Origin of the sequence: Curtobacterium sp. 260 (genome assembly GCF_030803485.1) — a bacterium.
Taxonomy (GTDB): domain Bacteria; phylum Actinomycetota; class Actinomycetes; order Actinomycetales; family Microbacteriaceae; genus Curtobacterium.
On sequence record NZ_JAURUY010000002.1, the window covers coordinates 108747 to 122828 of the forward strand.

The 14082-nt window shown below is 72.7% G+C and carries 13 protein-coding genes; all 13 read left to right on the top strand.

Going from position 1 to position 14082, the window contains the following annotated elements:
• Positions 1–138: 138 nt before the first annotated feature.
• The 13 genes from J2X59_RS02930 (at position 139) to J2X59_RS02990 (ending at position 14066) form a co-directional block, all read left to right on the top strand.
• The gene (locus J2X59_RS02930) at positions 139–1491 is read left to right on the top strand and encodes an ABC transporter substrate-binding protein (RefSeq protein WP_209683786.1); all 1353 of its coding nucleotides are present in this window, start codon (positions 139–141) and stop codon (positions 1489–1491) included.
• Complete coding sequence (locus J2X59_RS02935; RefSeq protein WP_066652494.1) at positions 1491–2504, top strand: carbohydrate ABC transporter permease; 1014 nt, start codon at positions 1491–1493, stop codon at positions 2502–2504. The genes J2X59_RS02930 and J2X59_RS02935 overlap by 1 nt, the downstream gene beginning before the upstream one ends.
• Positions 2501–3448 carry a carbohydrate ABC transporter permease gene (locus J2X59_RS02940; RefSeq protein ID WP_326495655.1) on the top strand — a complete coding sequence of 316 codons (948 nt, stop codon included), beginning with the start codon at positions 2501–2503 and terminating at the stop codon, positions 3446–3448. Before J2X59_RS02935 ends, J2X59_RS02940 begins: the two co-directional genes overlap by 4 nt.
• A 77-nt stretch (positions 3449–3525) precedes the next feature.
• Positions 3526–4362 carry a sugar phosphate isomerase/epimerase family protein gene (locus tag J2X59_RS02945; protein ID WP_326495656.1) on the top strand — a complete coding sequence of 279 codons (837 nt, stop codon included), beginning with the start codon at positions 3526–3528 and terminating at the stop codon, positions 4360–4362.
• A complete protein-coding gene (locus J2X59_RS02950; protein ID WP_326495657.1) occupies positions 4359–5543 on the top strand; it encodes a Gfo/Idh/MocA family protein in 1185 nt (394 codons plus the stop codon). The genes J2X59_RS02945 and J2X59_RS02950 overlap by 4 nt, the downstream gene beginning before the upstream one ends.
• A complete protein-coding gene (locus J2X59_RS02955; RefSeq protein ID WP_326495658.1) occupies positions 5540–6412 on the top strand; it encodes a sugar phosphate isomerase/epimerase family protein in 873 nt (290 codons plus the stop codon). The genes J2X59_RS02950 and J2X59_RS02955 overlap by 4 nt, the downstream gene beginning before the upstream one ends.
• Entirely contained in the window at positions 6409–7689 is a 1281-nt protein-coding gene (locus J2X59_RS02960; RefSeq protein ID WP_326495659.1) for a mannitol dehydrogenase family protein, read from the top strand. Before J2X59_RS02955 ends, J2X59_RS02960 begins: the two co-directional genes overlap by 4 nt.
• Positions 7686–9041, top strand: a complete 1356-nt coding sequence (manD, locus tag J2X59_RS02965; protein WP_245171582.1) for a D-mannonate dehydratase ManD — start codon at positions 7686–7688, stop codon at positions 9039–9041. Before J2X59_RS02960 ends, manD begins: the two co-directional genes overlap by 4 nt.
• A 187-nt stretch (positions 9042–9228) precedes the next feature.
• Entirely contained in the window at positions 9229–10191 is a 963-nt protein-coding gene (locus J2X59_RS02970) for a hypothetical protein (RefSeq protein ID WP_326495660.1), read from the top strand.
• Between the two features lie 81 nt (positions 10192–10272).
• A complete protein-coding gene (locus J2X59_RS02975; protein ID WP_326495661.1) occupies positions 10273–11475 on the top strand; it encodes a sensor histidine kinase in 1203 nt (400 codons plus the stop codon).
• Positions 11472–12128, top strand: a complete 657-nt coding sequence (locus tag J2X59_RS02980) for a response regulator transcription factor (protein WP_326495662.1) — start codon at positions 11472–11474, stop codon at positions 12126–12128. Before J2X59_RS02975 ends, J2X59_RS02980 begins: the two co-directional genes overlap by 4 nt.
• Before the next feature lie 10 nt (positions 12129–12138).
• The gene (locus J2X59_RS02985; protein ID WP_326495663.1) at positions 12139–13098 is read left to right on the top strand and encodes a hypothetical protein; all 960 of its coding nucleotides are present in this window, start codon (positions 12139–12141) and stop codon (positions 13096–13098) included.
• A gap of 335 nt (positions 13099–13433) precedes the next feature.
• On the top strand, positions 13434–14066 hold the full coding sequence (locus tag J2X59_RS02990) for a 50S ribosomal protein L25/general stress protein Ctc (RefSeq protein ID WP_066652537.1): 633 nt from the start codon (positions 13434–13436) through the stop codon (positions 14064–14066).
• Positions 14067–14082 lie beyond the last annotated feature (16 nt).

Below are 14082 nucleotides of genomic sequence, written 5' to 3' on the forward strand. Positions count from 1 at the left end.
GAAACTATGCCGGCGTGGCAACAAGTGGCAACCGGTTGCCGGTTGTTGCCACGACCGGGACAGTGGTGGCACGTCGGCAGCGCAGCCGCCGTCCCGGGCACCGTCGCCCGGGGGAGATGTCGAGGAGGACACCCCCGCATGAGCACAGGAAGACGCAGGACCCGCATCCTGGTCGGTGCCGCCGTCGTCGCCGTCGCCGCCCTCTCGCTGCAGGGCTGCGCGATCGTCGACGGCAGCGGCGACGACCCGGACACCCTCCGCGTGATGATGGGCGCGGACACGACCTACCCGAAGGAACGCGCGCAGTGGCAGCGGGAGACCGCCGCCGAGTTCGAGCGCACCACGGGTGCCGACATCCAGTGGGAGACCTACTCGACCCCGCAGGAGGAGCTCACCGCGATCCAGACCAGCGTCATCTCGGGCCAGGGCCCGGACGTCTACGCCATCGGGACGACCTTCACCCCGACCGCCTACGCCACCGGTGCCTTCGTCGAGATGGGGCCGGAGCAGTGGGACGCGGTCGGCGGCAAGGACCAGTTCGCACCGGCGTCCCTCGGCATCTCCGGTCCGAGCACGGCGGAGCAGATCGGGATCCCCTTCGCCAGCCGACCGTTCGTGATGGCCGTGAACACGGAGCTCCTCGAGCGCGCCGGGATCACGGACCTGCCGACGACCTGGGACGAGCTCACCGAGGACGCCCGGAAGACCACCGGCGACGGTACCTACGGCATGGCGATCGCCTACGCGGACGGCTTCGACCCGTGGAAGTTCGTGTGGGGGATGGCGCAGAACGCCGGCAACACGATCATCGACGGTGGGAAGGCCGAGATCGACGCCCCCGCCGTCGAGCAGGCCTACCGCACCTACTTCGACTGGGTGACGGAGGACGGCGTGGTCGACCCCGCCGCGATCGGCTGGAACAACCCGCAGGCCCTCGCGCAGTTCGCCGACGGCAAGGCCGCGTTCTTCCCGATGACCACGACGACCTCCCTGAACTCGCTGCAGGGCTCGGCCGTCGACGGCAAGTACGAGTACGCCCTGCTGCCGACCGTGCCACCGGGCGCGACCGAGCGCCCCGCCGACGGCATCGAGGCGGCGAGCATCCTGTCCGGGGACAACCTCGTCGTCGCCGACTACGGCTCGAAGCAGGACCTGTCGTTCGACTTCGTGCGGCAGGTGTCCTCGCCCGAGGCGCAGGAACGCTACTTCGAGCTCTTCGGGCAACTGCCGACGAACACCGTCGCGGCGGACCGCATCGCGCAGCAGAACCCCGACCTCGCCCCCATCGTCCGCGCCGGCGAACTGTCGAAGCCCACCGCCTTCACCGGCGCCTGGTCGGACGTGCAGCTCTCGCTGGTCGACGTCGTCGTGCAGTCGATCCCGTCGCTGAAGCGCGGCGAGGTCAGCGACGACCAGCTCCGGAAGCGCCTCGCAGCGGCGCAGCGGGACGCCCAGGCAACGCTCGACCGCCAGAAGAACGGAGGGCTGTGATGACCACCACGCAGACCCGACCCCGCCAGGAGACCCCGCGGGAGGTCCGCCCGCACGGGACGACCCCGCTGTACCAGCGCGAGCGTCCGCTCTGGATGCTCCTGCCCGGCGGCGTCCTCATGCTCGCCGTCATCGTCGTGCCGCTGCTCGTCGGCCTGTACATCGCGATGCTCGACCTCGACCAGTACACGCTGCGCCAGTGGTTCAGCGCCCCCTTCGTCGGGTTCGCCAACTTCGCCGAGGCCTTCACCGACTCGCCGCTCCTGCACTCGATCTGGATCTCGGTGTCCCTGTCGGTGCTCGTCACCGCGGTCACCGTCCCGATCGGTGTCGCCGCGGCGGTCTCCACGCAGAACCGGTTCCCCGGGCGCGGCCTGGTCCGGTCGATCTACCTCGTGCCGTACGTGCTGCCGGCCTTCGTCGTCGGGACGTTCTTCCGCACGATGCTCCAGCCGCAGGGCGTGGTGAACACCGTCCTCGGCACCGACGTCCTCTGGCTGAACGGCTCCGCGTCCTACTGGGCGCTCGCCGGCGTCATGGTGTGGACGAGCTGGCCGTTCGTCTACCTGCTCTCGCTCGCCGGACTGCAGGCGGTCGACAACGAGGTGCACGAGGCCGCCGCCCTCGACGGCGTGACGTGGTGGGCGAAGCTCCGCTACATCGTCTTCCCGTACCTGCGCGGACCGCTGAGCCTGGCGATCATCATCTCGATCCTGCACAACATCAACAACTTCACGCTGCCCTTCGTGCTCTTCGGCAACCCCCTGCCCTCGAGCGTCGAGGTGATGCCCGTCCTGACGTACATCGCGAGCTTCCAGTCGTTCCGCTTCGGCCTGTCCGCGGCGATGGCGATCTGCTCGCTGGTGATCGTCGCGATCCCGCTGTTCGTCTACCTCCGGGCAGTCAAGCTCGACACCGGAGACGACGCGGGCCCCACCCGGAAGCAGCGTCGCGCGGACCGCGCCCTGCTCGCCGCCCCGGCCGCCGCCGACCTCGAGGGAGCCCGCGCATGAGCGCCTTCAGCCAGACCCGCACCCGTCCGACCGCGACGCTCACCGAGAGCATCACCGCCGGTGGCGCGAAGCGCCCGAAGCGTCCGTACGACACCGACGTCACCCGGCTGCTGCCGCGGTGGCTGCTGGTCACCGTGATCGCCGTCCTCGTCGCGTTCATCGCCGTGCCGGTGCTGTACATCCTGTTCGGCTCGGTGAACTCGGACGTCGCGGTCGCCCGCGGCGAGTACTTCCCGTCCGAGTTCACGCTGTCGAACTACGTGGCGATCTGGGACACCGTGTCGCTCGGGCAGGGCCTGGTGAACTCCCTGCTCACCGCCGGTGCGGTGGCGGTCGCGAGTGCGGCGCTCGCCGTGTCCACCGCCTACGTGCTCGTCCGGTTCCGGTTCCTCGGCCGGCTGACGATCCTCCGCGGGCTGCTCGCCCTGCAGTCGATCCCCGGCACCCTGCTGCTCCTGCCCGTCTTCGTGGTCTTCGCCAACATCGCGAGCGCCACCGGCGTGCAGGTGATCGGCACCCGCTGGGGCCTCTTCGTCACCTACCTGACGTTCGCCCTGCCGTTCTCGACGTGGGTGATGGTCACGTACCTGCGCGGCCTGCCGAAGGAGCTCGAGGAGGCGGCCCGCATCGACGGCGCCTCGAGCACCCGCATCCTGCGGAGCGTCGTGCTGCCCCTCTCGTGGCCCGGCGTCGTGGTCTCGGCGATCTTCGCCTTCCTGCTCGGCTGGAACGACGTGCTCTTCAGCACGATCATGACGACCCCGAACACCCGCACGGTGGCCGTGGTGCTGCAGGTGCTCGGCACCGCCCAGGAGGGCGGCGCCGTCCCCATCTACGGCCAGATGATGGCCGCGTCGATCGTCTGCGCCGTGCCGGTCGTCGCGCTCTACCTCATCTTCCAGCGCTACCTGGTCGGCGGGCTCACCGCCGGCTCCGTCAAGTGACGAACGCAACCACACGACGGACGGGAGGCGCGGTGCCGGCCCGCCACGCGCCTCCCGTCCGACAAGGAAGGAACACGATGACCCAGCCAACGTGGGAGCTCTCCGGCTTCGGCGACGAGATCGATGCCGACCCGGCCGTCCAGGTCGCCGTGCTGCAGGCGCTCGGCGCGAGCGCGATCGAGGTGCGCAGCGCATGGGGCACCAACGTCGTCGACCTCGACGACGACCAGCTCGCCGGCCTCCACCGCCTGCTCGAGGAGCGCGGGCAGACCGTGTCCGCGATCGCCTCGCCGATCGGCAAGGTGCTCGTCGACCGGCCCGTCGAGCACGAGGTCGAGCGGCTGGGCCGCGCGATCGCCGCCGCGCACGCGCTCGGCACGACCAACATCCGGATCTTCTCGTTCTACTTCGACGGGCGCACGGCGGACGAGGTGCGCGACGACGTCATGGTCCGGATGCGTGCGCTCGCCGACCTCGCTGACCGCGAGGGCATCACCCTGCTGCACGAGAACGAGAAGGACATCTACGGCGACGTCCCCGAGCGCGTGCTCGACATCGTCGAGAGCGTCGGGTCGAGCGCGCTGCGGCTCGCCTGGGACAACGCGAACTACGTGCAGTGCGGCGTCCGGCCGTTCGCCGACGGCTGGGCGCAGCTCGCGCCGTACGTCGACTACCTGCAGGTGAAGGACGCCCTGGCCGCCGACGCGTCCGTCGTCCCGGCGGGGGAGGGCGACGGCGAACTGCTCGAGACCCTGACCGCGCTCCGCGACGCCGGGTACTCCGGGTACGCCTCCCTCGAACCGCACCTCAGCGACGTCACCTCCCTCGGCGGGTTCTCCGGCCCCGCGGCCTTCGGCCGTGCCGGACGGGCCTTCCGCTCCCTCACCGACCAGATCGGAGTCACCCTGCGATGAGCACCCCCCTGAAGTTGGCGGTCGTCGGCGCCGGCGTCATCGGACGCCACCACGCCCGCGTTGCCGTGCAGCACCCGGACCTGCAGGTCGTCGCCCTCGTCGACGCCGTCCCCGCGGCCGCCACCGGCGCGGCGGACGAGATCGAGGCGACGGGCGCCGCCCGGCCCGTCACCACCGCGACCGTCGAGGAGGCCGTCGCGCAGACCGACATCGACGTCGTCGCGATCTGCTCCCCGTCCGGCATGCACGTCCAGCTGGCCGAGGCGGCGCTCGCCGCGGGCAAGCACGTCGTCATCGAGAAGCCGCTCGACACCACGATGCCCCGGGCCCGCCAGATCGCGGCGCTCGCCGCGGACGCCCGCTCGCGTGGGGTGACGACGAGCGTGATCAGCCAGCACCGCTTCGACCCGGCCTCGGTCGCGGTCGCGGGAGCCGCGCACGGCGGCGAATTCGGCACCGTGACCTCCGGCGTCGCGAGCGTCGCCTGGTACCGCTCGCAGGGCTACTACGACTCGGGCGACTGGCGCGGCACCTGGGCGCTCGACGGCGGCGGCGCGGTGATGAACCAGGGCGTGCACACCGTCGACCTGCTCGTCTGGGCACTCGGTCGTCCCGAGGAGATCTCGGCGCAGGTCGGGCTCCTCGCGCACGACCGCATCGAGGTCGAGGACACCGCGGTCGCGACCGTCCGGTTCCGCGGCGGCGCGCTCGGCGTCATCCACTGCACGACCGCCGCCTACCCGGGACTCTCCGCGCGCTACGCGGTGTACGGCACGCACGGTTCGGCGATCGTCGACGACGACCGGCTCGCGTACTTCCACGTCGCACCGGACGCGGCGACGCTCGAGTCCGCGTCGACCACGGCGAACGCCACCGCGGTCGCCGACGCCGTCGACCAGAAGCACGACGTCGTCCCGCCGGAGCACGTCGTCGGCGGCCCGCCGGAGCCCGACCACTTCGCCGCGGGGCACGCCCGCCAGTACACGGACATCGTCGCCGCGATCCGCGAGGGACGCGACCCCGGCGTGACCGTCGACGACGCCCTCGTGTCGCTCGCGACCGTCCGCGGCCTGTACGTCAGCGCGACCCTCGGGCAGCCGGTCCGGATCGACGACGTCATCGAGGGGAAGTACGACGACGTCGAACCGGTCGTCGCTCCCCGGGAAGGAGCAGTCCGGTGAAGTTCTCCGTGTTCACCGCCTCCACGCCCGACTGGACCCCGTCGCAGGCAGCCGACACCCTCGCCGAGCAGGGCTGGGACGGCATCGAGTGGCGCATCGTCGACGACCTCACCGAGGACGGCTCGTCCGGCTTCTGGGCCGGCAACCGGTCGACCTGGCAGTTCACCGGCATCGCGGACCGGGTCGGCGAGATCGCCCGCACCACCGACGCCGCCGGCCTGCAGTACTCGGGCATCGGCGGCTACCAGCCGGTGTCCGACCACGAGGGCGTCGAGACGATGCTCCGGGTGACGAGCGAACTCGGCGCCCGCCAGGTGCGCGTCACCATGCCCTGGTACCAGCGCGAGCGCGAGCGGACCGGCGCCACCTACGGGGAGCTCTTCGACCGCACGCGCGCCGACCTCGAGTGGGCGGCGGCGCGTGCTGCCGAGCTCGGTGTCAAGGCACTCGTCGAGCTGCACCACATGACGATCACCCCGTCCGCGTCGGCCGCGCTCCGGCTCGTCGACGGGCTCGACCCCGAGCACGTCGGCGTCATCCACGACCTGGGGAACCTCGTGATCGAGGGGCAGGAGGACCACCTCGCGGCCTTCGAGCTCCTCGGGCCGTACCTCGCCCACGCGCACGTGAAGAACGCACGGTGGGTCGACACCGGCGAGACCCGGGACGACGGCAGCCGGATCTGGCGGAACGAGTGGGCACCGCTGCGCGACGGCCAGGCGTCGGTGTCCGAGTACCTCGACGCCCTGCGACGGCACGGGTACGACGGGTGGGTCGCCATCGAGGACTTCTCGACCGACCTGCCGCTCGCCGAGCGCACCGCCGACAACCTGGCGTACCTGCGCTCCCTGGTCCCGGTGACCGCATGAGTCGACGCCCCGGCATCGCCCACCTCGGCATCGGCGCGTTCGCGCGCGCCCACCTCGCCTGGTACACGCAGCACGCCAGCGGTGATCCGTGGGGGATCACCGCCTTCACCGGGCGCTCGCCCGGAGCAGCCGATGCGCTCGCCGGCCAGGACTGCCGGTACACGCTGGTGACGCGAGCGGCCGACGGTGACACGGCCGAGGTGGTCGACTCGATCGTGGCGGCGCACCCCGGCGGCGACGGCACGGCCTGGAGGCACGTGGTCGCGTCCCCGGGGACGACCATCGTCACGCTGACGGTCACCGAGGCCGGCTACCGCGCCGACGCCGACGTGCCGGCCCGGCTGGTCGACGGGCTCGCCGCACGCCGGGCCGCCGACGGCGGACGCATCGCCCTGGTGTCCGCCGACAACCTGACGCACAACGGCGCCGTGCTCCGCGAGGCCGTGCTGGGGGCGACGGACGACCCGGCACTCCGGTCGTGGATCGAGTCGTCCGTCGCCTTCCCGTCGTCGATGGTGGACCGGATCACGCCGGCCACCACCGCCGCCGACCTCGACGAGATCGGCGACCTGCCCGGGGCGCTCGACGGCGACCGTGTGCCCGTGGTCACGGAACCCTTCGCCGAGTGGGTGCTCGAGGACGTGTTCGACGGCATCGACCGCCCCGCGTGGGAGACCGCCGGCGTGCGGCTCGTGCCCGACGTCACCCCGTACGAGCAGCGGAAGCTCTGGCTGCTCAACGGGGCGCACTCGCTCCTGGCGTACCTCGGCCTGCTGCTCGGCCACGACACCGTGGCGTCGGCGATGGACGACCCACGCTGCCGGACCGCCGTCGAGCAGCTCTGGGACGAAGCCGCCGCCGAACTCCCGCTGCCGACCGACGAGGTCGCCGACGCCCGGGCCGCGCTCGTCGAGCGGTTCGCGAACCCGCGCATCCGGCACACCCTGCGCCAGATCGCGTCCGGCGGCTCGCAGAAGCTGCCCGTCCGCGTCGTCGACGTCCTGCGTCGGCGACTCGAGCGCGACCCCGACGCCGGGGTCGGCCCGGGAGCCGCGACCCTGCTCGCCGCCTGGTGGGTGCACTGCACCACGCAGGCCGAGCTCGTGGACGACGCCGGAGCACCCGGGCCAGACTCGGACGTGCACGACGTCCTGGGGGTCGTCGCGCCCGACCTCGACACCACCCCCGTGGTGGCCGCAGTGACCGCGGCCGCCGAACGCATCCGCGCCGCCGCGGCACCAGCACGCGGCCCCGTCGACGAAGGAGTCCACGCATGACCGACACCGGCACCACGAACCCCGCTGCGCCCGTCCCCGGCGCTGCCGACGGCGGCGCGGCGACGGACCCGACCGCCGGCCGACCGGACACCTGGGCGTCGGCTGACCGCGGACAGCTCATCGACCGCGCGGAGGTCATCGTCACGAGTCCGGACCGCAACTTCGTCACCCTGCGGATCACCACCGCCGACGGTGTCACCGGGCTCGGCGACGCCACCCTCAACGGCCGCGAGCTCGCCGTGTCCGCGTACCTGTCCGAGCACGTCGTCCCGCTGCTCGTCGGGCGGGACGCCAGCCGCATCGAGGACGCCTGGCAGTTCCTCTACCGCTCGTCGTACTGGCGCCGGGGCCCGGTCACGATGGCCGCCATCGCGGCCGTCGACATGGCGCTGTGGGACATCAAGGCCAAGGTCGCCGGCATGCCGCTCTACCAGCTGCTCGGCGGGGCGTCGCGCACCGGACTCATGGCGTACGGCCACGCCTCGGGCAAGGAGCTCCCGGAGCTCTTCGACTCGATCCGCGAGCACCAGGAGGAGGGCTACCGGTCCATCCGCGTGCAGACGGGCGTCCCCGGGCTCGAGAGCATCTACGGCATCGCGTCGAACCGGACGACCGAGGGCAACGCCGGCGTCCGGTACGACTTCGAGCCGGCACAGCGCGGTGCGTTCCCGGCGATGGAGGACTGGGACACCCGTGCCTACCTGCGCCACGTGCCGACCGTGTTCGAGGCCGTCCGGAACGAGTTCGGGCCCGAGCTGCCGCTCCTGCACGACGGTCACCACCGGATGACCCCGCTGCAGGCGGCCAAGCTCGGCAAGAGCCTGGAGCCGTACGACCTGTTCTGGCTCGAGGACTGCACCCCCGCCGAGAACCAGGAGGCGCTCAAGCTCGTCCGGCAGCACACCACCACACCGCTCGCGATCGGCGAGGTCTTCAACACGATCTGGGACTTCAAGGACATCATCCGCGACCAGCTCATCGACTACGTGCGCGGTGCCGTGACCCACATGGGCGGCGTCACCCCGCTGCGCAAGACGATGGACTACGCCGCGATGTACCAGATCAAGTCCGGGTTCCACGGGCCGACCGACATCTCACCCGTCGGACTCGCCGCGCAGATGCACCTCGGGATGGCGATCCACAACTTCGGCATCCAGGAGTACATGCAGCACGGACCGAGGACGAACCAGGTGTTCCGGCAGACGTTCACCTTCACGGACGGGTACCTGCACCCGGGCGACGAGCCGGGCCTCGGCGTGACGCTCGACGTGGACGAGGCGGGGAAGTACCCGTACGAGCAGGCGTACCTGCCGTTCAACCGCCTGGCCGACGGCACCGTCCACGACTGGTAGTCCGACGCCGGACCGGCGGCCGCCCCCGCCCCCGCCCCCGCCCCCGCCCCCGAGCGGGCGAAACACGGCACGGTCGCGCACGACGGTGACGTACGCGGCCCGCTCGGTGGAGGACGTGCGGCGTGTCCTGCCCGGTCGGTCGTGCTTCCGACGAGAGTGCGAGTGAGCCGACGGGCATGCTGGGGGCATGGAGTTCGCGGATGAGGCGAGGGAACTGCTCCTCGTCGCGCCCGCGGACTTCGTCCGGGAACGCACCGCGCGGCAGCGATCGGTGCGGAAGGACGACCGAGCGCTCGCGACGCGCATCGGTGGTCTGCGCAAGCCCGCGCCCGCGGCGTGGGTGGTCGACCTGCTCGCGCACGAGGGCGCCCTGGACGAGGCGGTCGACCTCGGCCCGGCGATCCGGCAGGCCCAGGCGGACGCCGACCCCGACGAGATCCGACGGCTCCGCCGCCAGCGGTCCGAGGTCGTCGCCGCGCTGGCGCAGGCGGGCGCCGACCTGGCCTCCGACGCCGGGCACCCGCTGACATCCGCCGTCCTCGACCAGGTCCGCGCGACGATCGAGGCTGCGATGGCCGACGGACACGCGGGTGCCGCCGTCCGGTCCGGGCTGCTCGTCCGACCGCTCGAGAGCGCCGGGTTCGACGCCGTCGACCTCGACGGGGCACTGGCCGATCCCGACGCGGTCCCCGACTCGTGGTCCGGCACCGACGCCGAACCCATCCCGATCACCAGCGCGCGACGGTCCCGGAAGGGGGGCCGAGCCTCCCGGCCGGGGCCGGGGCCGGGGCCGGGGCCGGGGCCGGAGCCGGAGCCGAAGCCGAAGCCGCAGTCCGAACCGGAGCCGGAAGCGGAACCGCAGGCCGCACCCGAACCGCGTACCGACCCCGCTGCCGAGCGCCGCGCCGCTCGCGAGGCCGAGGCGACCGCTCGGGCCGAGTCCCGCGATGCCGACGCGGCCCTCGACTCGGCGGAGCAGGAACTCGAGGCCGCCGAGGACCGTCGTGCCGAGTTCGAACGGCAGCTCGCCGAAGCGGCGGTCGAGGTCGAGCGGGCCGAACGCGCGCGCGACGAGGCAGCGGACGCGAGCGATCGCGCGCGGGACCTCCTGCGCGCCGCGCAGCACCACCGCCGAGACGTCGGTCGCTGACGTCCGCAGCACTCATCCACTCGGATGAGAGGTGCCGCCCGAGCTCGCAGCCGCGTGGACGCCCGCCCTACGCTCGCCGACATGACCTCCTTCCTGCGTCGCCGCGTCCGGCACGTGCTGCCTCCGGTCGTCGGTGCCGTGTACCTGGTGCTCTGGATCGTCGCCGAGGCCGGACGCTCCGAGCTGACCGGCCACGTGCTCGTCGTCGCCGCGTTCGCCGTCGCCATCGGGTTGACGAACTGGATGCCCGCGACGGCGCTCGGCCTGGTCGTGGTGGTCCCGCTGCTGCAGGCGCTGCACCTGCTCGACCGCCCGCGCGCGACGACGTGGCCGGAGTACCTGGCGATCGCGATCGTCGTGGGCGTCGTCGGTGCAGGGCGGTCGGGGCTGCTCCGGTGGCTCGCGGTCCCGGTCCTCGGCGTCGCGAGCATCGCCGCCGCCTGGGCGATGGCGGTGCCGACGGTCGCCGACTCCGACGTCTGGGGCAGCTGGACCGGGGCGCACTCGGGGACGCGGAGTGACCTCGTGCTCCTGTCGCTGGCGATCGCCGGCGCGAGCGGCATCGCCTGGGCCGCCGGCGTCGCGATCGGTGCAGCGTGGCGGATCGGCCTCGCCAGGACCCGCGTCGTCGCGGCCGAGCGGGAGACCGAGGTCACGACCGCCGAGCTCCGCGCGGAACAGGAACGCGCCAGGATCGCCCGCGACGTGCACGACTCGCTCGCACACTCGCTCGCCGTGGTGGTCTCGCAGGCCCAGGGCGCCGCGGCGATCGCCGGTGCCGGCGCACCGGCAGCGACGGCCCTCCGCGACATCGCCGACGTGAGCCGGAGCGCCCTCGGCGACGTCCGTGCACTCGTCGAACGCATCCAGGGCACCGGGTCGGCGGCGGTGCACGGCCTCGCGGACGTCCCCGACCTCGTCGAGGACATGCGCGACCTCGGCATGCGTGCGACGTTCGAGCAGCACGGTGTACCCGGACCCGTCGGCACGGCGACCGGGGGAGCGGTGCACCGGATCGTGCAGGAGAGCCTGACGAACGTCCTCAAGCACCAGGGGCGGACGGCGTCGACCCGCGTCGTGCTCGACTGGCGCGGCCCGGGCCTCGGCATCGTGGTCACCTCGCGAGGGGACGCGCCCCTGGTGCAGCTCGACGGCGCGGGCTCGGGCATCGAGGGCATGCGGGAGCGGGCTCGGCTCGCCGGCGGGTGGCTCCGGGCCGGTGCCGGCGACGACGCCGACGAGTTCGTCGTGACCGGTTGGGTGCCCGTCGAGGACGCCCGGTGAGCGCGATCCGCGTCGCCGTGGTCGACGACCAGCACCTCTTCGCCTCCGGCATGCGGATGCTCGTCGAGGCCCAGGACGACATGGCCTGCGTCGGCACCGCTGCCGACGGCGCCGCGGCGCTCGAGCTCTGCGCCGACGAGGACCCCGACGTCCTGCTCCTGGACCTCCGCATGCCGGTGCTGAACGGCATCGAGACCACCGCACGCCTGGCCGCGCAGGGCGGAGACCGCCCGAGGGTCGTGGTGTTGACGACGATCCGCCGCGACGAGGCCGTGCTCGCCGCCCTCCGTGCGGGAGCGGCGGCGTTCCTGACGAAGGACGCCCTGCCCGAGGTGGTGCTCGCCACGATCCGCGACGTCCACGAGGGGCGTCCGGCGCCGACCGAGGCCGAGGCGCTCGACCTGCTCCGCGCCGACGGGACCCTCGTCGAGACCCCGCGCCCGGACGAGGTGCTCGACGTCCTCACCGCCCGGGAGCGCGAGGTCTTCCTGCTCGTCGCGAAGGGGCTCAGCAACCAGGAGATCGCGGCGACCGTGTTCCTCAGCGAGGCCACGGTCAAGACGCACGTCCGCGCGGTGCTCACGAAGCTCGGACTCCGGAACCGGATCCAGGTCGTCATCACCGCACACGAACGCGGACTCGTCCGCGCCTAGGGGGAACACCATGCGCATCACCCAGCGTGCCGCGAAGTCCGGCGCACTCGTCCTCGTCCTCGCCGGCCTCGGGGGAGCCGTGCTGCACAGCCTGCCCGAGCCCGCCGACCACGCCGTCCGCCCGACGGTGGAGCGCGACCTCGACACGTGGTCGATGCCGCTCGACGGCTACGCCCAGCCCGGTTGGTCCGAGACCGGGTACGCAGAGTCGCTCCTCGACCAGTCCTGCCTGCGTGACGTCGGCATCGACTTCCCGGTGCCGTGGGCGACGTCCGCGGGCCTGCAGGCAGAGTCGGTCGCCGACGAGACGCCGGAACGCGGCAACGACGCTCCCGCACTCGACTGGTCACGACCGCTGAGCAAGGCGGCGGCGGACCTCGGCTACCACCGGCCGTCGGCACGGGGTGCGAACCGTGACGGCTGGCGGCAGTGGGCGGAGGACCCCGAGCACGACGCGGCGTTCGACCGCGCCGACCGGTCCGCCGTCGATCGGTGCTTCGAACGTTCCCGTCGCGCGCTCGGCACGGACGACGACGAGGAAGCCCAGGGCGCCTCGATGACCGCGAAGCGCCTCACCTACCTCGCCGCGGACGAGGCACGACGAGAACCGGCGGTCGTCGCTGCGGCGGCACGCTGGCGCACGTGCCTCGGACCGCACGCCCCGAGCGCGCTCCCCGAGGACCCGCACGGGATGCCGACCGCTCCGATGCGCCAGGCGCTCGGCATCAGCGGCCTCGCACTGCCCGTCACGAAGCCCGAGATCGCCCTCGCCGAGCACGACCTGGCCTGCCAGCAGTCGTCCGGCTACCGGGAGGCGCTCTACGACGCGCAGTGGTCCCGGCTCCTCCACGTCACCGCCACCGACGCCGCCGTGCTGGCGGCCGCGCGGCCGGACCAGCTCGCGGTCGCCGACCGCGTCGCCAGGACGATCGAGCGACTGGCGCCGGATGCACCGGAGGGCGTCGACTGACGGACAACGGCGACAGACCCGCGGTCGCGGGCAGGTGGACCTGGGGGGACCGGTCCGCGACCGCGCGCAGGGACGGACGGGAGGCTCGTGGCGGCACCGCCACGAGCCTCCCGTCCGGTGGTGGGCAGTGCCGCGGTGCGACACGCCCGACGTCCCCTGCTAGACTCACAAACCGACTTCGGCGAGGGCCGCGCAGCGCGCGGCCGTGATCGACGCGGTAGGGAGACCCGGCCCAGTCCTGGGAGCGTTCCTCACGCGTGCACGCGTTCGAGTTGCAACACCACAGACCCCCCGATGCCGGCACCCCGGCGTCGACCCCGACACCAGGAGGCACCATGGCCGACTACACCAAGCTCGCAGCGGAGACCCGCACCAAGTTCGGCAAGGGCGCTGCGCGCAAGCTCCGCGCCGCCGACAAGATCCCCGCGGTCGTCTACGGCCACGGCACCGAGCCGCAGCACATCACCCTCCCGGGCCACGAGACGATGCTGCTCGTCCGTACCGCCAACGCGGTCGTCGACCTCGACATCGAGGGTGCGGCCCAGCTCGCCCTCGTCAAGGACGTCCAGCGCGACCCGGTGCGCCAGATCATCGAGCACATCGACCTCGTCGTCGTGCGCCGTGGCGAGAAGGTCACCGTCGACGTCCCCGTCGTCGTCGAGGGCGAGTCGTTCTCCGGCACGATCCACGTCCAGGACCTCTCCTCGGTCTCGCTCCTCGTCGAGGCGACCGACATCCCGGAACACGTGACCGTCGACGTCGAGGGCCTCGAGGACGGCACCCAGGTGCTCGCCTCGCAGCTCGAGCTGCCGACCGGCGCCGAGCTCGAGACCGACGGCGAGGCGCTCGTCGTGCAGATCGTCACCCCGCGTGGCACCGCTGACGACGACGCTGCCGACGAGGCCGCTGCCGAGGCGGGCGCCGAGGCCGGCGCCGAGGGCGGCTCCGCCCCGGTCGACTCCGAGTAACACACCCTCCGCGGAA